Genomic DNA, 20185 nt, shown 5'->3' with positions numbered 1-20185 from the left:
CTGTAATCTATTGATTCTAATTACTATCGCTGCTGACTGATTAGCGAATTGGAAACCTAAATTAATTGGCATTTTGAATTAGGTAGACATCAAATCTATTAGCCTTGCCTAACATTTCAATTTGAGGTTTTTTGCCTGCTAAAAATGGCGCGCCTGACGGGCGTTTTACTACTACTCGCTTTTTAGCCAGTAATAACGCAGGTTCAAGCAAGAGGTCGGCATCTTCATCAGGGCCAAGTAATTGCTGGAATATACGCATTTCTTTTTTGACCGCCGCACTTTTTTTACGGTGTGGGAACATTGGATCAAGATACACCACATCTGGTGTTGTACCTTGCCAGTTGTTTAAAAGGTCAGTGGCGACACCATGGCATAACTGCATGCGATCAGGAATCCAGCTAGACAATTGGTGATCAACCGCAGCCCGGTCTAGGCCATCTTGAAGTAATGCTGCAACTACTGGGGAACGTTCAATCATATCCACTACACATCCTAAGCTGGCGAGTACAAAGGCATCGCGACCTAGTCCCGCCGTTGCATCTAATACATGTAAACTATCGTGACCTTTTAACCCGATGGCTTTGGCGATGGACTCTTTTTTACCACCCCCATGCAAACGTCTAAACGTCAGGGCATCGGAAGTGAAATCTACTATAACCGCTCCGACTTTTGGCTCGTTTAACTGACGTAATTCAAGATGAGAAAGTTGCTGTATCAAGGCTAAACCAGAATCGACAAACGCACTATAGCTTAGCCCCCATTTCGCCGCCGTTTGTTGTGCCTGTAATATTAATTCAGGCGAAGCGCTTTGGGATACTGTCACTGGAATATCCGGCATTCTATGATTATCACTAACAGCGTTTTTTGAACAGGGAGTAGTTGTAAACGAACTATGCATGACCAAAATGCTCTTTGTTACCTAACCAACGATTCACTATGGCTTGTGCATTGGTCGGATATTGCTCCCATAAATGATTAGCAATGTTTTGTACTTGGGGGATTAATGAGGCATCACGAATGAGATCTGCGATTTTTAAATCCGCTAAACCAGTTTGTTTAGTGCCTAATAACTCGCCTGGGCCACGTATCTCTAGATCTTGCTGAGCAATATAAAAACCGTCGTTAGACTCTCTAAGCACAGCTAAACGTTTGTTAGCGGTTTTCGACAAAGGACTTTGGTACATTAAAACGCAATGACTCTCAACTGAGCCTCGACCCACACGACCACGCAATTGGTGTAATTGCGCCAATCCTAAACGCTCTGGGTTTTCGATAATCATCAGGCTAGCATTGGGTACATCTACACCCACTTCAATTACAGTGGTAGCCACTAACAGGTCTATTGCGCCGGCTTTAAAGTCAGCCATGATCTGTTGTTTTTCGTCAGATTTTAGTCTGCCATGTACTATCCCCACTTTAAGCTCTGGCAGTGCAGTACGTAATAATATTGCGGTATCTTCTGCTGCTTGGCTTTGCAAAAATTCAGATTCGTCAATTAAGGTACAAACCCAATAGGTTTGCCTGCCATGCTCTACACTGACGTTACGCACCCTAGCAATGACTTCGTCTCGTCGGGAATCTGGCAATACAACGGTTTTTACTGGGGTTCTACCAGGCGGTAATTCGTCAATCACAGAAGTGTCTAAATCTGCATAGGCGGTCATAGCCAAAGTACGGGGAATAGGGGTGGCCGTCATAATTAACTGGTGTGGAAAGGCTCCTTGAGACTCACCTTTTTCACGCAAAGCTAAACGTTGATGCACCCCAAAGCGATGTTGTTCATCCACTATGACCAATGCCAAAGATGAAAAGATAACGGTTTCTTGGAAAATGGCATGGGTACCTATCAGCATTTTGATTTCGTTATTGGCAAGTTGGGTCAACACCTTTTCTCTGACTTTGCCTTTTAACTTGCCGGCTAACCAACCCACTTCAATACCTAAGGGTTCAAACCATTGACGAAAGTTATTGGCGTGTTGTTCAGCTAGCAGTTCGGTAGGTGCCATAAGCCCTACTTGATAACCTGCTGCTATGGCAGACAATGCAGCCATAGCGGCCACTAATGTTTTGCCTGATCCTACATCGCCTTGTACCAAGCGCATCATAGGATTATTTTGTTGCATATCATCTTGAATATCCCCTACCACGCGCAGTTGTGCCTTGGTGGGTTTAAAAGGTAAATTATTTAAAAATTGGTTGAGTAAATTAGCACTAGGTTTGATTGGGAAAGTCGCTTGCTTTTGACTTTGTTGTCGTACTTTCAACACGCTTAAGTGATGTGCCAGTAATTCTTCCATAATTAGTCGTTGTTGAGCTGGGTGTTTACCTTCTTCAAATAACGACAGGGTCACATCGGGTGGTGGTCGATGCACTAAATGTAAGGCCTCAACTAAACTAATTTGTTGCTGATACAACCCCTCTGGCAAAAGTTCAGCTAAGCCCCCTTTGTTTAGAAGCTTTAGCCCTTGCTCGGTTAAATTTCGCAAAGTGATCTGTTTAATACCTTCAGTTGCAGGATAAACAGGAGTGAGTGATTCCTGCATATTATCAGGTTGTTCTAAACGGATGGTTTTATATTCGGGGTGCATGATTTCAAGACCATATTTGCCTGCTCGTACTTCACCAAAGCAGCGAATAGTCGTGCCTACTTCAAGATTATTTTTTTGTGCCGCAGAGAAATGGAAAAAACGTAAGGTGATAGTGCCTGTTCCATCACTGAGTCTTACCACTAACATTCGTTTACGGCCAAATTGGATGTCACAGGAGGTCACTTCACCTTGAATACTGGTATGTAGGTGAGGTTGTAAATCTGCGATTGGATAAATGCGAGTGCGATCTTCATATCTGTGAGGTAAGTGAAACAATAAGTCTTGAACAGAGACAATCGCCAACTTTGCGAGTTTTTCAGCCGCTTTGGCGCCTACACCTTTTAGTTCAGTGATTGGCATCTGAGCTAAGCCTTGCATAACACTCTACACATTTTAATTATTTGGTCACCTTGATCGTTTCTGTCAGGACATGTGGCGCATTGCCAAGAGATATTCACAGAGCTTCCTGAAGTCGATTATTCAATTGCGCCTATAATCGAAGAAATACTCAGCCGAATCAAGCAATTGCTGTTGTAATGGCGCTTAAAGTAAGCAAAGCTAAATAAACAGTAGGAATATTTTGGAACACAATAATGTTACAACGCAAGGTATGTCTCTTATTGGTTGTGCTTTTACAATTGCCTGTTCAAGCCAACCAAACTCAAATCGTTAAAGTGTTAGATAACTTTCATCAGGCTGCAAGTGATGCTAATCATCAAGAATATTTTGACTTATTAACAGACACTGCCGTTTTTATAGGTACAGACGGTAATGAACGTTGGGACAAAAATGCGTTTGAAGCTTTTGCCAAACCTTATTTTGAACAAGGAAAAGGTTGGACTTATATTCCTAGAAATCGCCATGTGACAGTGGCTAAATCTGGTGATTTTGCCTGGTTTGATGAGATGCTTGATAGTCAAAGTTATGGTGAATGTCGAGGCACAGGAGTGTTGGAGTTAACTGATAAAGGTTGGCAAATTAGTCAATATCACTTAACTATTCCGGTGCCAAATGAGCTAGCAAAAGAAGTGGTACAACAGATAAAGCAACTCGCCAGCAAAAAGTGACAAATTTAAACTAGATGCATCCAGCGATGCATCAATCCCAAAACGCTACCCTAACTTAGTGACAGCCTTCACATTTCTCAATGAATTTTAAGGCGCTATAGCAGTCATACTTTGGCAGAGCGTGAGTTGCTTAAAGGTATATTCTTTTAGACTATCAGAAAAAAGTTTTAGATTAGTCTGTAACTAGGGCTTTATACTGTGCGTGTTAATCAGGGGATGCCAGGGCAAATATGGTTTCACTTTTATTCGATTCTTAGTATGACCAGAGCACAAGTATTATATGAATGAGCAACTAGTTCAAAATATCCAATATCGTCGTGATGTCATGCGGGTCCTAGCGTTGTTTACTTGTGTAGGCGGTCTGTTATTTTCGGTGTTAAATTTTTATCGTGATATTTATATTCTCAGTGCAATTGAGCTAGGTTTTTGTTTTTATTCTATTTTCCTGTGGCGAATCATACCCACAACGCCACATTTCTCTACCTGGGTGCTGTTTTACATCATTCCGTGTTTTTTGGTGATTCAATATGCCTTGTTTCTACCGCAATCCTCTGAAGCCATGTTTGTTTGGATTTTAACTATCCCATTAGTGTCGTACTTGCTGCTAGGAAGACAGAAGGGGTTTTGGGTCTCGGTGTTTTTTATTGTCCTAGGTCTTATTGTTTATCATTGGAGGTTTATCGATGACAGTAATAGCTTCACTCTGAACACAGCTATCTCCATCAATGTTTGTTTCAGTGCAATCATGTGCATGGCGATTGCCCATGTTTACGAGTTGAATCGTGAAAAAAATGAGCAACGTTTACTGGCGTTAGCAGGGACAGATAAACTCACTGGATTAGCGAATCGTATGAAGTTAGAAGGCGGCTTTGAGCATTATTCGTTGTTGAGTAAACGCCACAATATTAATTTTATTTTTGTATTGATCGATTTAGATTTTTTTAAAAATATTAATGACCAATATGGGCATGATATGGGTGATAAAGCCTTATGTTATGTAGCAGACTTTTTAAAGAAAAATATTAGAGAAAGTGACTTATTAGCAAGGTTTGGTGGTGAAGAGTTTTCGTTACTGATGACAAGTTCTGATATAGATGAAGCCTACCAACATATTAATTTAATACGCGAAAAGCTTTCGCAGCACCCTTTTATCAGGGATAACCATAGCATCAAAATTACCATGAGCGCTGGGTTAGCCACCTATGGAATAGATGGAACCAGCCTAGATTCACTTATGAAAAAGGCTGACGAACGTTTATACATGGCAAAGAGTAATGGTCGAAATTGTATAGTGATAACAGACCAAAACTAAAGACCTTTTGATTTACACAGAGCCAATCATGTTTGGCTCGGTATAAGCCTATTACAGCGACAGTTTCGCAGCTTGGTATAATAACTCAGGAGATAGACGAGTTTTAATATCAGGATTTACATAGCTAAATAAAATTTTACCTGTGGTATCCAAAATAAAAACCGCCGGTGCTGGTAATACGGCTTTTCCAGTGACTTTTTCACTGTTTAAACTAATATCCCAATTTGATTTATATTTTGTGCGCGTTGCATCAGGGACATAAAAACCTATGCCAAACCCACTGATCGCCTCTAAATCTGGGTCAGACAATAAACGTACAGTAAATTTGGTCTGTAGTTTTTGTTGTTGTAATTGCGCCGGTGTTTCCGGAGAAATCGCTAAAATTTGATAACCTAATGTGTCAAGTTGCCCCTCAATATCTTTTAAACCAGCTAATTGGCTATTACAGTAAGGACACCATCCACCGCGATAAAAAATCAATACTGTAGGTTTCTGCATGGTTAAGGCTTTTAAACTGACGGGATCACCCATTGCTGTTTGTAGTTTACTATTAGGCGCTGCTTGGCCAATTAACAATGGTGTGACGTTTTCAGCTGAATCCGCGATAAGTGTGCGATCTAATGCGTAAGACGTATTTGAATATAATCCTATGCTGAGGATTAGGATGATGAATAATAATGGTTGTTTCATAAGTCTCTCAATATATAGGTGATTCAAGTGGGTTGACCCAGTCACAACTGAAATACTTTCACTTTGGTTTTAATAATTAACTTTGCCAGAGTTTTCCTAGTGATCTGTGATTCATTGCTCGAAAAATCTATGGTGGTTTTGAACGCTGCATTTGTAACCACCAACTTTCATCTGCTTCAATATACCCATTTTCATTGATATAGGGATAAGGTAAACATTTACGGTCACATAATGCCCGTAGTTTAGGGAAACCACTTTCAAACAGTAATTTTTGACAGGCTTGTTCAGACAGTTGTTGCGTATCGTACATACCCGCTAATTGCCTCTGTCTTTGGGCTTCATACAAAATAAGCGCTGCAGCTACTGATACATTCAGGGATTGCACCATGCCAACCATAGGAATAATGATGTCTTGATCTGCAGACTTTACGGCTTTGGGAGTGGCCCCATGTTTTTCTTGCCCCAGAATAATCGCAGTGGGTTGGGTATAGTCAATCTCACGAAAATCCACTGCTTTGTCTGATAAATTAGTGACCAGCACCTGCATGTTTTTAGTTTTTAAATGGCTTACCGCCGCTTCGATGCAGGAGTGTTCTTTGGTATATACCCAGTTTTCACTGCCCATAGCAGTACCTTTCCGAAATTGTGGTTTCTCATCCCACACTGCGTGTACTTCAAACACGCCAACAGCATCGCAGCTACGCACAATTGCAGAGACATTGTGAGGCTTATTTAATTGTTCTAAACATAAAGTTAAGCTAGGTTGACGTAAACGAAGAAACTGCCTAATCCGAGCATAACGTTCGGCAGGCATAAAGATCTCTGCAGGCATAATAGCGCCCTATTCAGGAAGCTCCATGACGCCGTCTATTTCAATTTGAACACCTTTGGGTAAAGCGCTGATTTGCACTGCAGCGCGAGCAGGGTAGGGTTGTTTAAAATATTGGCTCATAATTTCATTCACTACTGCAAAGTTGGACAAATCCGTTAGGAAAATATTCACTTTGACTAAATGATTTAAAGAGCCGTCTTCTACCGCTTCACAAACGGCCTGTACATTTTTGAATACTTGATGAGCTTGTTCAGCAAAATCTTCAGATATCACTTCCATGGTTTCAGGTACCAAAGGAATTTGCCCTGAAAGATAGACTGTTGTACCACTCTTGATTGCTTGGCTATAAGTGCCAATCGCTTTTGGAGCCTTGTCGGTATGGATAACGGACTTAGACATAATAATGACCTTCTTCTATTTATAATGGGATAAGTGAATTAGGGATGCCTAATTCTGTTTGGCTTGACTATGTCTAGATACCCTTTGGACCTCAGGCATAGTGCGAATTTTACGCATGACGTTCGCCAATTGCAGACGATTTTTAATGGTTAGTTCAATATCAATATAATAAATATTACTTTCTTTTTCTTCGGTTTGAAGCCCAACAATGTTGGAACCACAACTGGCAACTCTGTTGGTCAATGAAGCTAAGGTGCCTTGATTATTAATTAACTCTATACGCAAGGCTGCGTGAAAATTGCCATGTACATCATCTCCCCACTGCATAACTAATACTCGGTGAGGTTCTTCTTTACTGAGTTTACGAATATTACTGCAACCAGTTTGGTGAATAGTCATACCTTTACCAGGACTTAATACAGCAACAATTTCATCATCTGGAATGGGGTGGCAACATCTAGAGTAGGAGACTAATAACCCTTCGGTACCACGAATGGCGACTTTATTTTGCTTATCAGAAAGCTTAGTGTTTTCACCTAATAAGCGCCGCGCGACTATTGCACTCAATTCATTGCCCAAACCAATATCCGCTAACAGTTCAGCAAAACTGTCGTGTTTGGTTTCGAGCACTACGCGGTCAATATCTGCTTGAGGCAGTTTATCTAGTTTTACTTTGCCCAAGGCGTGTCTGAGTAATCGATTACCCATCACTACTGCTTCTTCAGATCTTTGATTTTTCAAATAGTGGCGGATACGAGATCTTGCTTTGGCACTGACCACAAAGTTTAGCCAGTTAGCGTTAGGTTTTGCTCGGGGTGAGGTAATTATCTCCACAGTTTGCCCATTTTCTAGAGGTTTACTCAGTGAAAAAGCACGTCTCTCTACTTTTACCCCAACACAAGAATTACCCACATCAGTATGTACGGCATAAGCAAAATCGACTGCAGTAGCGCCAAGAGGTAACTCAATGATCCTGCCGTCAGGGGTAAACACATAAATTTCGTCTGGAAATAAATCTGTTTTCACGTTTTCTATAAATTCAAAAGAAGTACTGGCACTTTGTTGCAGCTCAATTAAAGATTGCATCCATTTTCGCGCGCGCACTTGGGCAGTGGTATCGTTACTGTCTTTGGTATCTTTATAAACCCAATGGGCCGCCACACCTTTGTCTGCCATTTGATCCATGTCATTGGTGCGTATTTGAATTTCTACCGGAATACCATGAGGACCAATAAGAGAGGTATGTAGTGACTGGTAGCCATTGGTTCGAGGAATAGCGATATAATCTTTGAAACGGCTTTCGATAGGTTTGTATAATCCATGCATCGCACCTAATGCGCGATAACAGTGGTCAACCGAATCTACTACTACTCTAAATGCGTAGATATCCATGACTTCGTTGAACATCAGTTCTTTGTTTTTCATTTTGCGATAAATAGAATAAAGATGTTTTTCGCGACCCGATACTACAGCGTTAATTGTCACTGACTTGAGGCGAGACTCCACTTCTTTACGCGTATTTTCTATGACTTCTTTGCGATTGCCTCGGGCTTGCTTAACCGCAGATTTTAGTGCTCGATGGCGCATGGGATACATTGCCATAAAACCTAAGTCTTCTAACTCATTTTTTATGTCATGAATACCCAGACGATGGGCAATGGGCGAATAAATTTCTAATGTTTCGCGGGCAATACGGCGACGTTTATCTGGGCGCAGCGAACCTAATGTACGCATATTGTGAGTACGATCAGCTAATTTGATTAAAATGACACGGATATCTTGGACCATTGCCATCATCATCTTTCTAAAATTTTCTGCTTGTGCTTCTTGGGTGCTGCTGAAGTGAATTTTTTCTAGTTTACTGACGCCTTCGACCAATTCACCTACAGTTTCGCCAAACTGTGTACTTAAGTCTTCTTTATTGTGATGAGTATCTTCAATGACATCATGTAATAAGGCGGCCATAATAGTTTCATGATCTAAACACATGTCGGCCAAAATACCGGCTACGGCCACAGGGTGAGTAATGTAGGGATCACCACTGGAACGCATCTGTCCGCTGTGAGCCTCTCTGGCTACAATGAAGGCTCGCTGAATTTCCGCAACCCTGTCGGGTGGCAGATAGGCTTCAAGTTTCTGTTTTAAACCCTCAAAAAGATACACTCTAAACGCTTATACAATGGTTAATATTGATTAAGAATACGGGGAATTTGGTGGGATGCCAACGGCTAAACATCAGTTTGATGTAAAGCCGCTGTAAAAAGAGAAATTTATTGCTCTTGCAGTATGTTTGCAACAGACGTAAATTCCGCTTGATCTTGGGCTTCTTGATCACGAATATTTTCTGCTTCTAGCGTATCTGCAGTCACTAAACCTAGCTCTATTTCACGTAAAGCAATTACGGTAGGCTTATCTGTGCCACGTTCTACTAAGGGGTCTTTGCCTTCAATAGCAATTTGGCGAGCACGACGAGCAGCCACTAAAACCAAATCAAATCGGTTGCCAATTTTATCTACAGCATCTTCAACTGTTACGCGGGCCATGATGATCTCCGTCGGGTGGTAATATGAAAAAAAGGTCGCATAGTGTACTGATTAAAATGCAAGTTTAAAAGCTATTTGATCAATTATGATCCTAATAAATTGTCAAATAACTGCTGGTGGCGAATAATTTGTTTTTCTTTACGAAGTCTGCGAGTGGTTACTATCGCATCTAGCTCAGACAATGCAGCAGAAAAATTATCATTTACCACAACAAAATCGAATTCATGATAATGAGATATTTCAGACACTGCTTTAGTCATACGTTGTTCAATGATTTCAGCAGAGTCTTGGCCTCTTTCAGTTAAACGGCGTTTTAGCTCTTGTTTTGAAGGAGGTGCGACAAAAATGGTTGCGGTATCGGGAATTTGTGCCTTGACCTGCCGTGCCCCTTGCCAATCAATATCGAGAAACACATCAATTCCCTGACGCAGAGTTTGCTCTATGACTATTTTCGAGGTGCCATAATAATTGCCAAAAACCTCGGCATGTTCAAAAAAGGCCTGTTGCTCGATCAGTGACTCAAACTCTGCATGATCCACAAAATGATAATGTACTCCGTCGATTTCACCTGGTCGAGGTGCTCGAGTGGTGTGTGATACCGAGACCTGCATAGCATTATTATGCTCATCTGTTGCAGTATGTTTTTCTAATAACGCTTTGATTAAGCTAGATTTTCCGGCTCCTGAAGGTGCCGCTAGAATAAATAAATTTCCAAGGGTTTGAGGCATTTTTTTATCTTTTAATGATTAATTATTGTGTCGTAATTGATTAGCAATGTTAGCATATTCTTATTGAACGCAATATGCCGAAGTGAATAACCGACAAAACATTCGTCAAATACTACTTCTCAATAATTAAATAGGTGAAAGCACTATGAATGATAGCTTATATCATCAAATGACCGATGATTTGTTGATCGATATTGAAGAAATGCTCGACCAGTGTGAAGTCGATATCGATTATGAGTCAGCGAGTAGCATACTCACAATGATTTTCTTAAATGGATCCAAAATCATAATTAATAAACAGCCTCCCTTACATCAACTCTGGGTGGCGACTAAGTTTAATGGTCATCATTTTAACTTTCAGGACGATTTGTGGATAGACGAACGCACTGGAGTAGAATTTTGGTCATTTCTTGATGACGCGGTTTCCAAGCAAGCTGAACAAGACGTCAAACTTAAAAAATAACCCGACGAGATAATGTAAATGAGTCAACAAGCTTTACCCTATGTAGAAGTCAATCCCATTGTAAAAGCAAAAGCCACTGTTATATGGCTCCATGGTTTAGGTGATTCTGGTAATGGCTTTGCGCCTATAGTGCCGGATCTAAAATTACCTGATGAATTAGGTGTTCGATTTGTTTTTCCCCATGCACCTACCCGTCCGGTGACGATCAACAATGGTATGCTGATGCGGGCTTGGTACGATATTAGTAGCTTAGATTTTAATAACAGGGCAGACAGCCAAGGGGTAAAAGAGTCCTCCGCTTTTGTAGCAAATTTAATAGAAAAAGAAATTGCCCAAGGGATCCCCGCTAATAAGATAGTGTTAGCTGGATTTTCACAAGGTGGTGTTATTGCCTTAAACCTTGGTACCCGTTTTGAAAAGTCCTTGGCCGGCATTATGTCTATGTCGAGCTACATGAGCGAGCCAGAAAAGCTTAAAGAAGAAGCCCATGCTGCAAACAAAAACACACCGATTTTTGTGGCCCATGGTACCTATGATGATGTAGTGCCTATTTTTATGGGGCAGGCTGCTTTTAAAGTGTTAGAAAGTAACGGTTACCCTGTCACATGGCATGAATACGCCATGCAGCATAACGTCTGTATGCAGCAGCTAAATGATATTTCAAGCTGGTTACAAGAAAAATTGTGTTAGCTTACTAAGGCGTGTTCTATACTTTTTTGATGTCACTGGCAACGCTTTGAAACCACAGTAATACTGTGAAGGCAGATATTTTTGGATAAGAGTCAATTAGTTAACTTTGAAGCAGCGATGCAAGAATTCATTGCTCGCACCAAGCCGCAACAGTTGGCAGTATTAGTCAATATGGTGAGCATGGGTGAAGCAGAAGAAATTTTGCAAGAAGCGTATTTGAAAATTTATTTACTTGTGAGTAAAAACCCCAATCAAGAGCGCCCCTTAGAGCAATTAATGTCGTTACTGCCTATGCTCTACTCTATTGCAAAAAATCTCGCCATTAGCAATTTACGACATCAAAAAGTCGTCAATTTACATATACAAAAAAGTGGTAGCGCTTTGCTTGACAGCGAGGCGCTACAAACCCAGGGTTCAGAGTATGAATTAATAAAACAAGATCAAGAAGCCTTGATACTTAGTGCTATTAATCAGCTTCCACCTATTTGTAGACAAGTTTTTGTACAACGAAAATTACATTCTAAAAGTCATGCTGATATAGCTGCTATGTTGGGAATTTCTACAAAAACAGTTGAAAGTCATCTCGCTAAGGGACTGACTTTGTGTAGAGAGTACGTGCGTAAAGCTAAACAAGCTGACAATAAACAATTGCGAGCGAATTCACTTTGAATATCGAAGAGTGGTCAGGCTATGAAGTATCAGAAGGTGTGCTTGAAGATGCCGCTAACTGGATAGCTCTGCTCGATTCAAACACCTTGGATGAAAAAGGACAAATAGCTTTTTATGAGTGGTTACAAGCCCAACCCGCTCATCAACATGCTTATTTAGAGCTTTCAGAGATGTGGGCTAAAAGTTCATGTTTAAAAAGCATGGAACACTTGGTTGAAAAATCCCAAGTATTATCTTTTCCAAATCAGTTATCTAAACACGACTCTGAACCCGAAACCTTGCCACCATCAAGCAGCCCTGCTTGGGCATATTCATTAGCTCTAGGGCTAATTTTTGTTGGATTAAGCATGCCTCTTATTCAACAATTTGTTTAAAAAAACGGTAGTTTCTGCTATTTGTAAATTTTTTGTAAAATAAAGGTAAGGGTTTTTGACTCTTGGTGCGTTTGTATTGAAAAGAATAAAAACTCACACATAGAGGCAAACATATGACACATTATTTTAGTCAAAATAAAACCCATCGATTTACCCCTAAACTACTTTCACTCAGCATCGCATCTCTTTTTTCATTGTCGACCTTTGCCCAAGAGGCCAACACTAATGATGATGAAAAAGCCGTAGAAAAAATTCAGGTTGTGGGATCTCATATTAAGGGGGGGCAAGTAGCCGAGGCCCTGGCCGTTTCGGTTATTGGCGCCGACGCCATAGGGACTTTGGGTATCGATTCTATCGATGATCTTTTGCAGCTTATCCCTGAAAATGGACAAAATTTTTTTAGTGAGGCTGAAAATATCGGTGGAGGGGTGAATGCCGCTCGCGGTGATGTAGGCACCTACAATCTGCGTAATTTGGGCACAGGCAACACGCTAGTGTTGCTCAACGGCCGCAGAATGGTTAACTCAGCGTCGTATCAAACTGAAGAAGTGGGGGGCAGTTTTGTTCCGGTCAGTTCAGTAAATGTCAATACAATTCCTGTTGTTGGTTTAGATCGGGTGGAGGTGCTACGAGATGGTGCATCGGCTATTTACGGCGCCGATGCTGTAGCAGGCGTGGTAAACCATGTTGTAAAATCTGATTTTGTTGGCTTTACCTTGTCAGGAAGATGGGCAGAATATGAACATCTACCTCGAGACGAACAAACTCTGACCCTTGAATGGGGTAAAGATTTTAATGACGGTCGAACGAATGTTAGCACTTTTATTAATTATTTCGCTCGCGACAGAGTTAACTCTCAAGATGATGAACGTTGGGCAGATTCTGATTTTCGCTCGCGTGTGCCTGAAGATTCACCTTGGTTTGGTGATACTTCTTTTCGCAATGATACAGCCAACTCCTTGTTTGGGCAGTTTGATTTAGTCAGCAGTGCTTCCGGTGCAGGATTAACAGACATGTTCACTGATAGTAGCGGTGAATTTGAAACCTTCCCAATTGGTGATGACAGGTGCCAATACGTGATAAATGCGACCACCTGTGGTGGTAAAGATGGTCAAGGTACCTATCGATTAAACCTTAATGCAGATAGAGATCTCAGTTCAGAGCTATCGCGTTTGAACTTTTTTATGTTCATTAATCATGAGTTCGAGAATGGTGTTGAGGCATTTACTGAGTTGTCCTATTACAAATCAGAGACCAATTTACGTCGTCATGCAACTGCACCGTTTTCTACCTCAAAACTGAGGGTAGGCGCAGAAAATTACTACAATCCATTTGGCCCTTGTGGCTCACCCAATAGACTCTCTGATGAGTTAATCCCTGATGTGCCCTGTAGTGGTTTAGAATTGACCATAGATAATTATCGATTTGCGGAATTACCGCGAACGGTTGATAACGACGGTGATACTTATCGTTTCTTGCAAGGTTTTAGAGGAGAAATGGGTGAGTGGGATTGGGAAACAGCATTTTCGCATTCCAAAGCAACCAAAGAAGATATAACTCATAATAGAGTCTCGAATAACCTCATAGCAGCAGCATTATTTGACTCTACAGCTGCAGCCTATAATCCCTTTAGTGGTGGTCTGGATTCGAATATTGAGCGGGCACTGATAGACGTTGTGAGGCTTAACGAAACAGAATTAACAACTTTTGATGCTAAATTTGCGAATTCAGAAGTTTTTAGGTTACCCGCTGGGCCCGTAGGTTTTGTCATTGGGCTTGAATACCGTGAAGAATCTTTTATTGATGACCGCGATGATAGATTAGATGGCACTATTACTTTCACCGATTACGAAGGTGATACCTATCCCTTTGTATCAGATGTTGTTAATTCCAGTCCTACACCTGATAGCAGTGGAGAGCGTGACGTTGCGTCATTATTTGCCGAGTTTCAAGTGCCTATTCTGGAAAATTTGAATGCTCAAGTGGCATTACGCTACGAAGATTTTTCGGATGTTGGTAACACTACAGTTGGTAAAGTGGCTTTTGGCTGGCGTCCATTAGATATGTTGTTAGTACGTGGTTCTTGGTCAGAGGCGTTTAGGGCACCTAATCTGGTGACCATCAATGAAAGTATTGTCGCCCGTAATAATACAAGAACGGATTATGCCTGTGCATACGCTGCGGCTTATGGTGGCGATCCAGACCAAGATACCCTTGACTGTACTAATTCAGTACAACGTATTGCCCAAGGCAGTGATTTTTTGCAACCTGAAGAGTCTACTAACACTTCGTTGGGGATTGTGCTTACACCCACGGATGAACTTACTATTACCTTCGATTATTGGTCCATTGAAAAAGAACACACCATAGGTTTATTTGGAGAAGAGAATCATACAGTATTGGATCTATTGTTACGGATCGAGAATGGATTGAATAATTGTGGTACATCGCAGTTTAATCCTGCGGTTACCCGGCAAGCGCCAGATGATGATCAAACCAGCATATATGAAGCGGCTGGAATTTGTGCGGGAGGAGACATTCAATTTATTGATGACCAATACGCCAATCTAGATGATCGCAATTTAGCCGGTTATGATCTTGGTATTTATTACGATATCAAAACTGAAATAGGTAAATTTAAGTTTAGTTACAATGGCTCGTTCATTGAAGAGTTTGAACAAGTTGCTGGTGGCCAGGCGGCGTTACTTGTAACTGCACAAGAGTCTGGGGTGTTGCCAGCAGATATTCCTATTGCTGGTTTTGCTGACTTAATCGGTCAAGATGGTAATCAAGAAAAACGCCAATCTATGCGTGTTTCATGGCGTAAAGGTAACCTTGCTGCTTCTTTAAGTGGTAATAGAATAGGTAGCTTTTATCAAAGTTCGTTAACGCTTGCGGATGGAACGCGTTATGTTATCCCTTCGATGACAACATTGAACGCCACCTTTGACTACAACTTCGATGTGAATGAGATCAGTACTCGTTTGCGCTTTGGTGTTCGCAATTTAACCGATGAAAGAGCACCGCTTGCGGATCGTTATTTTGGATTCTTTTCTGATGCCCATCGAGATTATGGCCGCAGTTATTACATGGATTTTAAAACTAAGTTTTAACGTCTATCTTCTTTCGGGTCAGATTTTACTAAAGGATCTGACCCTCTCTAAAATCTTAAACACAAGGCAGTAAAATGAGTAATAGTTTACCGGATATTACCGATCAACACCGTGCTCGATACCAAGACATAGGTTTAGTGGCAGGACCAGGCATTTTTGTATTGTTGATGTTTTTTGGTGGATCTCAAACAACTATGGATCCAGTGGCGTGGCGGGTAGCGGCTGTAGGTTTGTGGATGGCCATTTGGTGGGCAACAGAAGCAGTACCTGTACCGGTTACTGCTTTTTTACCTATAGTGACTTTTCCTTTTTTAGGTATTAGCAATTTGGCAGAAGCCACGGCCTCTTATGCTAATCCCATCATATATTTATTTCTCGGCGCATTTATTCTGGCGCTGGCTGTTGAAAGGTGGGATTTACACAAACGTATTGCACTAGGCATATTATCCTATACAGGTACTGACGGAAGTCGTCTGATTGGCGGATTTATGTTAGTTGCTGCTTTGTTGTCAATGTGGATGACAAATACCTCCACAACTATGATGTTAATGCCTATTGCATTATCTGTTGCAAGAGTCATAGCTGAAAACAACACACATTTAAGCCAAGAACAAACCAAGTCATTTCAAGTCGCCATGTTATTGGGACTAGCCTATGCCGCAACCATTGGCGGTTTGGCTACATTAGTGGGCACCCCTCCAAATGCACTTTTAGCTGCATTTCTAAATGAAAATTATGGCATTAGAATAACCTTTGCAAGTTGGATGTTAGTGGGTGTTCCTGTGATGTTAGTGATGTTGCCATTGGCATGGTTATCATTAACGCGCTGGACTTTCAAAATAGAGATTCCAGCAAACCCAGAAGTCAACGCCCACTTAGCACAATTAAAAAATGATCTGGGGAAAATGAGTAGCGCTGAAAAACGTGTTGCCGCTATCTTTGCACTTGTTGTCGTTTTTTGGATTCTCAGAAGACCTCTGTCTACCTTGTTGAATATCGATTTTTTGACTGATACTGGCATAGTGATGTCAGCGGCCTTAATACTATTTTTATTGCCAAGTGGAGATAAAAAACAACCACAAATAATGATTTGGCATGATGTGAACAGACTGCCTTGGGGGGTATTAATTTTGTTTGGAGGAGGCTTGAGTTTAGCCGCTGCAGTTTCTTCTTCGGGGTTGGCTGCTTGGTTAGGCAGTAGCTTGACCCCTCTAGGGGCATTTGGTGTGTTTACTTTGGTTATTGCCGCGACAGGTTTAGTGATCTTTTTGACTGAACTTACTAGCAATGTGGCTACAGCCGCCACCTTTTTACCTGTAGTGGCCGCTGTTGCTTTGGAACTGGGGGTATCGCCTTTATTGTTGTGTATTCCAATAACACTCGCCGCAAGTTGCGCCTTTATGCTACCTGTTGCCACTCCCCCTAATGCTATTGTGTTTGCATCTGGGCTGATTAATATTCCACAAATGGTTAGAGCAGGGGCAGTATTGAATCTGATTGGCATGCTGTTACTTTCTGTGGTTTCTATTTGGCTTGCGCCCTTGGTGTTTTTATGAGGTGTTTTAGGTTCGACAAGTTCACTGTGAAGTCAGTTAGTTTTATATTATTCACTGCTCTTTTTTGCCAGACTCTTTATGCAAAGACTGGCTCAAATGATATCGATAGATTTTTGACATCGATAGTTGTGCCTAAAGTTCAACCTAGTTCTAATCTGACGCGGGTATTATTCATAGGTAATAGTTTTAGTTTTTACAACAATGGTATACACAACCATCTTGGCAGTTTGATACGATCTACTGGGGAATGGAAATCTCTACAAAACCGTTTACGACTATCCACTTTATCTGGTGGTCACATTAAAGAGCATAGTGCCGATTTAGGGTTCTTTTTAGGCGACCCTTCCCAAAAATGGCAAGCCATTGTTTTGCAGGGGCACAGCAATGAACCTATCAATTCTAAGAAAACTAAAGCGTTTATTTCAGCCATAGCTGATTCAATTCAATCGATTAAGGCTAAAGGAATAGAGCCGTTAATATTTATGACTTGGGGATACAAGAATCAAACAGCTATGGGAGTCGACCTAGCTAATGTGTATACCAAATTAGCTAATAAGTTAGATGTATTAGTTGTTCCTGTTGGTGTCGCTTTTGCAATAGCAGAAATGGCGCTTAGTCATATTGAATTATTTGTACCCGATGTTCTAAGTGTAGACAGTGAGGGAGTACTCACTTATCGAAAAGACTGGAAACATCCAAGTGAAGCGGGTACCTATTTAGCTGCATGTGTATTTTACGCCACCTTAAATCAACGCTCGCCTGAAGGTATCATTTTCACTGGTCAGTTGCGTAAAGACACCGCGTTAGCCTTACAAAAACTCAGTTGGCAAGTCACTCAACAATTTTTCAAAAGGAAAAACAATGAAATGGAATAGTGTTAGAAACACTTCGCTGACTTTAATGCTTTATGTGTTAAGTGTTGATCTTTATGCAACAGTTTGTGAGTTCGAAGCAGTGCGTTTTACGGCGAATTTTGAAACTGCAAAGCTCAATAGTTGTGCTCAGTTATCTGAAAATCACTACTTACTTACTACTGATGCTGAAAATCGACCAATTAACTCAAGTCCTTGGTATGCGTTTAAAGTTGAGCCCAAGCTGGAGGGCAAAACAACACAAATAAAAATTAGTATACAAGCAGAACAAGCCAAACCTAGATACCTACCTAAGATGAGCCGCGACAGCCGGATCTGGCATAACTTGCCTTTTGAGATTAAAGACAATCAATTAACGTTTGAAATCAACCTTTCCCAAGAGTTATATATTTCTGCCCAAGAAATCATCAATAACGATCACTATCTAAATTGGATGAACGACATAGTCCAAACTAGTAGTTTCACTAAAATAAATCTGGGTCACTCTACCTTAGGTCGACCTATAGAAGCTTTACTCTCACAAAAAGATAACAACACTGAATGGCTGTTGATTTTAGGCCGTCAACATCCCCCGGAAGTGACTGGGGCTTTGGCATTGCTAAGTTTTGTAGAGCAGTTGGCACAATTCTCTGCGTCTCAACAAGCATTTTTAGCGCGCTTTAATGTATTAATAATACCTAACATGAACCCGGATGGTGTGGCATTAGGAAATTGGCGACACAATAGCAAAGGACTTGACTTAAATCGCGATTGGGGAAAATTTACTCAAATTGAAACCAGTTTAGTAAAAGCCAAATTAGATAGCCTACTAAAAGGTTCACAACGCTTAGTTTTTGCTGTGGACTTTCACTCTACTCAGCAGGATATCTTTTACACTATGCCGAAGGATTATGACGTGGCACCGCCGCTATTTTCCAGTGATTGGTTGCGTAAAATAAAAAGTCAGAGTGTTGCTTCTTTTGTTATCAGGCCTAAGCCTGGTTCGAGTCCGGGTCGAGGGGTGTTTAAGCAGTTTATCGCAGATACATATAAGGTACATGCGGTCACATTTGAATTAGGTGACAACACGCAACGAGAATTAATTGACCATGTGGCTAAAATCAGTTCAATAACACTAATAGAACATATGCTGGACACGCCATCACAAGCATTTATTTTTGCCCCAGCCGCCCCTTAAAATGTATGACAGGAGTGAATTTTCTAAATCAAGGTTGCCTGAAGACAGTTTGTAATGAAAGATTACTCCTGTTGATCCGGTTTAGTCTTACAAGATTTTTAATTCTATTAGACTGAGAAATTAATGCACAAGTTTACAAAATACTTAGCGATAGTGATTTTTTCACTTTTTACGTTACCTGCTTTTGCCATTGATGATGCGGTGAGCACCGGAATTTTCAACAATACTGCAATTGATGGTTACGATACTGTTGCCTATTTTAAGCAAGGTAAAGCGGTAGAAGGGGATAAAAAGTTTCAATTCTCATGGCGAGATGCTAACTGGCGTTTCTCTAGTCAAGAGAATCTGCAGTTATTCAAACAAGACCCTGAAAAATATGCCGCTCAATACGGTGGTTATTGTGCGTGGGCGATGGCAAATGGGAAAACTGCTGGTATTGATCCCTATGCTTGGCATATCGAAGACGGGAAGCTGTATTTGAACTACAACAAAAAGATAAAAAGTGATTGGCTTTCAACAATGGCAGCAGACATAGATTCTGCTAATAAACATTACCCTGAAATTACTGATGTGAAAAAATATATAAATAACTAATGTTGTTCTCTCAAAGTATGAGTCCGTAAATTCGGGCTTTTTTTTGTTTAAAAAAAAGTGCAAAGTGACTATTTAAAATACCTAAGCTGATTTTTGGAGAACACTGTGAAAAAACTTTCTCACTTGCTAATTGTTTTGACTTTGGGGCTCTTTAGTCAGTTCACTTTGGCACAAGTTGAGCGTAGTCAATTGACTAGCGGTATTGAAAATAGGGAGCCTACTGACGACCTCGAAGGATCAGTGTGGGGCCAAGTTGACGAAATGAAGCGAGTTTATTTTTTTACTCAGGTTACTGGGCTGGCGAATCAGCAAATCATCCACAGATGGTTGTATCAAGGGGAAGAAAAAGCAGCTGTGACCTTGAATATTGGTGGTGATAACTGGCGTACTTATTCCAGTAAAAGTCTACCCCACTATTGGCAAGGTAAATGGCAAGTTCAGGTGTGGCAAGGCGACTTAATGTTAATCACTCACCATTTCGAAGTGAGTTATCCCGAATAATAAACACTTCTCAATTT

Annotated in this window: 20 protein-coding genes; 12 read left to right on the top strand and 8 right to left on the bottom strand. The window is 40.9% G+C overall.

Features of this window, described 5'->3' with window-relative positions; genetic code table 11:
• Positions 1–61 precede the first annotated feature (61 nt).
• Together AAC000_RS02110 and recG are read right to left on the bottom strand one after the other, a co-directional pair.
• Entirely contained in the window at positions 62–838 is a 777-nt protein-coding gene (locus AAC000_RS02110; protein ID WP_339719824.1) for a class I SAM-dependent methyltransferase, read from the bottom strand.
• 52 nt (positions 839–890) lie between these two features.
• Positions 891–2966, bottom strand: a complete 2076-nt coding sequence (gene recG / locus AAC000_RS02105; RefSeq protein ID WP_339719663.1) for an ATP-dependent DNA helicase RecG — start codon at positions 2964–2966, stop codon at positions 891–893.
• Positions 2967–3181: 215 nt separating this feature from the next.
• Between recG and AAC000_RS02100 the strand changes: the two genes are divergently transcribed.
• Positions 3182–3655 carry a nuclear transport factor 2 family protein gene (locus tag AAC000_RS02100; protein ID WP_339719661.1) on the top strand — a complete coding sequence of 158 codons (474 nt, stop codon included), beginning with the start codon at positions 3182–3184 and terminating at the stop codon, positions 3653–3655.
• Between the two features lie 280 nt (positions 3656–3935).
• Positions 3936–4967 carry a GGDEF domain-containing protein gene (locus AAC000_RS02095; RefSeq protein ID WP_339719660.1) on the top strand — a complete coding sequence of 344 codons (1032 nt, stop codon included), beginning with the start codon at positions 3936–3938 and terminating at the stop codon, positions 4965–4967.
• Between the two features lie 51 nt (positions 4968–5018).
• Here AAC000_RS02095 and AAC000_RS02090 read toward each other — a convergent pair whose 3' ends face one another.
• The 6 genes from AAC000_RS02090 to gmk form a co-directional block, all read right to left on the bottom strand.
• Positions 5019–5657, bottom strand: coding sequence for a peroxiredoxin-like family protein (locus tag AAC000_RS02090; RefSeq protein WP_339719658.1), 639 nt, complete (start codon positions 5655–5657; stop codon positions 5019–5021).
• Between the two features lie 127 nt (positions 5658–5784).
• Positions 5785–6471 (bottom strand): tRNA (guanosine(18)-2'-O)-methyltransferase TrmH, encoded by a 687-nt coding sequence (gene trmH, locus AAC000_RS02085; RefSeq protein ID WP_339719822.1) that lies wholly within the window; start codon positions 6469–6471, stop codon positions 5785–5787.
• 27 nt (positions 6472–6498) lie between these two features.
• Entirely contained in the window at positions 6499–6888 is a 390-nt protein-coding gene (locus tag AAC000_RS02080) for a RidA family protein (protein WP_339719657.1), read from the bottom strand.
• A 48-nt stretch (positions 6889–6936) separates the two neighbouring features.
• On the bottom strand, positions 6937–9051 hold the full coding sequence (gene spoT, locus AAC000_RS02075; protein ID WP_339719656.1) for a bifunctional GTP diphosphokinase/guanosine-3',5'-bis pyrophosphate 3'-pyrophosphohydrolase: 2115 nt from the start codon (positions 9049–9051) through the stop codon (positions 6937–6939).
• Between the two features lie 107 nt (positions 9052–9158).
• On the bottom strand, positions 9159–9431 hold the full coding sequence (gene rpoZ, locus AAC000_RS02070; protein WP_339719654.1) for a DNA-directed RNA polymerase subunit omega: 273 nt from the start codon (positions 9429–9431) through the stop codon (positions 9159–9161).
• A gap of 83 nt (positions 9432–9514) precedes the next feature.
• Positions 9515–10159: a guanylate kinase gene (gene gmk, locus AAC000_RS02065; protein ID WP_339719652.1), complete on the bottom strand. Its 645-nt coding sequence runs from the start codon at positions 10157–10159 to the stop codon at positions 9515–9517.
• Positions 10160–10304: 145 nt separating this feature from the next.
• Here gmk and cyaY point away from each other — a divergent pair, with 145 nt between their 5' ends.
• From cyaY to AAC000_RS02015, 10 genes are all read left to right on the top strand, one after another.
• A complete protein-coding gene (cyaY, locus tag AAC000_RS02060; protein WP_339719650.1) occupies positions 10305–10622 on the top strand; it encodes an iron donor protein CyaY in 318 nt (105 codons plus the stop codon).
• Between the two features lie 18 nt (positions 10623–10640).
• Positions 10641–11312: an alpha/beta fold hydrolase gene (locus tag AAC000_RS02055; protein WP_339719648.1), complete on the top strand. Its 672-nt coding sequence runs from the start codon at positions 10641–10643 to the stop codon at positions 11310–11312.
• Between the two features lie 81 nt (positions 11313–11393).
• The gene (locus AAC000_RS02050) at positions 11394–11981 is read left to right on the top strand and encodes a sigma-70 family RNA polymerase sigma factor (RefSeq protein WP_339719646.1); all 588 of its coding nucleotides are present in this window, start codon (positions 11394–11396) and stop codon (positions 11979–11981) included.
• Entirely contained in the window at positions 11978–12355 is a 378-nt protein-coding gene (locus tag AAC000_RS02045; RefSeq protein WP_339719645.1) for a DUF4880 domain-containing protein, read from the top strand. Before AAC000_RS02050 ends, AAC000_RS02045 begins: the two co-directional genes overlap by 4 nt.
• A gap of 113 nt (positions 12356–12468) precedes the next feature.
• Positions 12469–15468, top strand: coding sequence for a TonB-dependent receptor (locus AAC000_RS02040; RefSeq protein ID WP_339719643.1), 3000 nt, complete (start codon positions 12469–12471; stop codon positions 15466–15468).
• 74 nt (positions 15469–15542) lie between these two features.
• Positions 15543–17024, top strand: a complete 1482-nt coding sequence (locus AAC000_RS02035) for a DASS family sodium-coupled anion symporter (protein ID WP_339719641.1) — start codon at positions 15543–15545, stop codon at positions 17022–17024.
• 113 nt (positions 17025–17137) lie between these two features.
• The gene (locus AAC000_RS02030; RefSeq protein WP_339719639.1) at positions 17138–17899 is read left to right on the top strand and encodes a hypothetical protein; all 762 of its coding nucleotides are present in this window, start codon (positions 17138–17140) and stop codon (positions 17897–17899) included.
• Entirely contained in the window at positions 17886–19073 is a 1188-nt protein-coding gene (locus tag AAC000_RS02025; RefSeq protein ID WP_339719637.1) for a M14 family metallopeptidase, read from the top strand. The genes AAC000_RS02030 and AAC000_RS02025 overlap by 14 nt, the downstream gene beginning before the upstream one ends.
• A 123-nt stretch (positions 19074–19196) precedes the next feature.
• The gene (locus tag AAC000_RS02020) at positions 19197–19667 is read left to right on the top strand and encodes a YHS domain-containing (seleno)protein (RefSeq protein WP_339719636.1); all 471 of its coding nucleotides are present in this window, start codon (positions 19197–19199) and stop codon (positions 19665–19667) included.
• A 105-nt stretch (positions 19668–19772) separates the two neighbouring features.
• The gene (locus tag AAC000_RS02015; RefSeq protein WP_339719635.1) at positions 19773–20168 is read left to right on the top strand and encodes a DUF2914 domain-containing protein; all 396 of its coding nucleotides are present in this window, start codon (positions 19773–19775) and stop codon (positions 20166–20168) included.
• Positions 20169–20185: the final 17 nt, after the last annotated feature.

Origin of the sequence: uncultured Paraglaciecola sp. (assembly GCF_963977085.1) — a bacterium.
GTDB lineage: Bacteria > Pseudomonadota > Gammaproteobacteria > Enterobacterales > Alteromonadaceae > Paraglaciecola.
Note: the sequence above shows the minus strand (reverse complement) of the source record. Positions and strands in the feature narration are given on the sequence as shown.

What these genes read in the sequence shown, in the direction of transcription:
- AAC000_RS02110 (WP_339719824.1), bottom strand. Translation starts at nt 838, where the DNA reads ATGCCGGATATTCCAGTGACAGTATCCCAAAGCGCTTCGCCTGAATTA.
- recG (WP_339719663.1), bottom strand. Translation starts at nt 2,966, where the DNA reads ATGCAAGGCTTAGCTCAGATGCCAATCACTGAACTAAAAGGTGTAGGC.
- AAC000_RS02100 (WP_339719661.1), top strand. Translation starts at nt 3,182, where the DNA reads ATGTTACAACGCAAGGTATGTCTCTTATTGGTTGTGCTTTTACAATTG.
- AAC000_RS02095 (WP_339719660.1), top strand. Translation starts at nt 3,936, where the DNA reads ATGAATGAGCAACTAGTTCAAAATATCCAATATCGTCGTGATGTCATG.
- AAC000_RS02090 (WP_339719658.1), bottom strand. Translation starts at nt 5,657, where the DNA reads ATGAAACAACCATTATTATTCATCATCCTAATCCTCAGCATAGGATTA.
- trmH (WP_339719822.1), bottom strand. Translation starts at nt 6,471, where the DNA reads ATGCCTGCCGAACGTTATGCTCGGATTAGGCAGTTTCTTCGTTTACGT.
- AAC000_RS02080 (WP_339719657.1), bottom strand. Translation starts at nt 6,888, where the DNA reads ATGTCTAAGTCCGTTATCCATACCGACAAGGCTCCAAAAGCGATTGGC.
- rpoZ (WP_339719654.1), bottom strand. Translation starts at nt 9,431, where the DNA reads ATGGCCCGCGTAACAGTTGAAGATGCTGTAGATAAAATTGGCAACCGA.
- gmk (WP_339719652.1), bottom strand. Translation starts at nt 10,159, where the DNA reads ATGCCTCAAACCCTTGGAAATTTATTTATTCTAGCGGCACCTTCAGGA.
- cyaY (WP_339719650.1), top strand. Translation starts at nt 10,305, where the DNA reads ATGAATGATAGCTTATATCATCAAATGACCGATGATTTGTTGATCGAT.
- AAC000_RS02055 (WP_339719648.1), top strand. Translation starts at nt 10,641, where the DNA reads ATGAGTCAACAAGCTTTACCCTATGTAGAAGTCAATCCCATTGTAAAA.
- AAC000_RS02040 (WP_339719643.1), top strand. Translation starts at nt 12,469, where the DNA reads ATGACACATTATTTTAGTCAAAATAAAACCCATCGATTTACCCCTAAA.
- AAC000_RS02035 (WP_339719641.1), top strand. Translation starts at nt 15,543, where the DNA reads ATGAGTAATAGTTTACCGGATATTACCGATCAACACCGTGCTCGATAC.
- AAC000_RS02025 (WP_339719637.1), top strand. Translation starts at nt 17,886, where the DNA reads ATGAAATGGAATAGTGTTAGAAACACTTCGCTGACTTTAATGCTTTAT.
- AAC000_RS02020 (WP_339719636.1), top strand. Translation starts at nt 19,197, where the DNA reads ATGCACAAGTTTACAAAATACTTAGCGATAGTGATTTTTTCACTTTTT.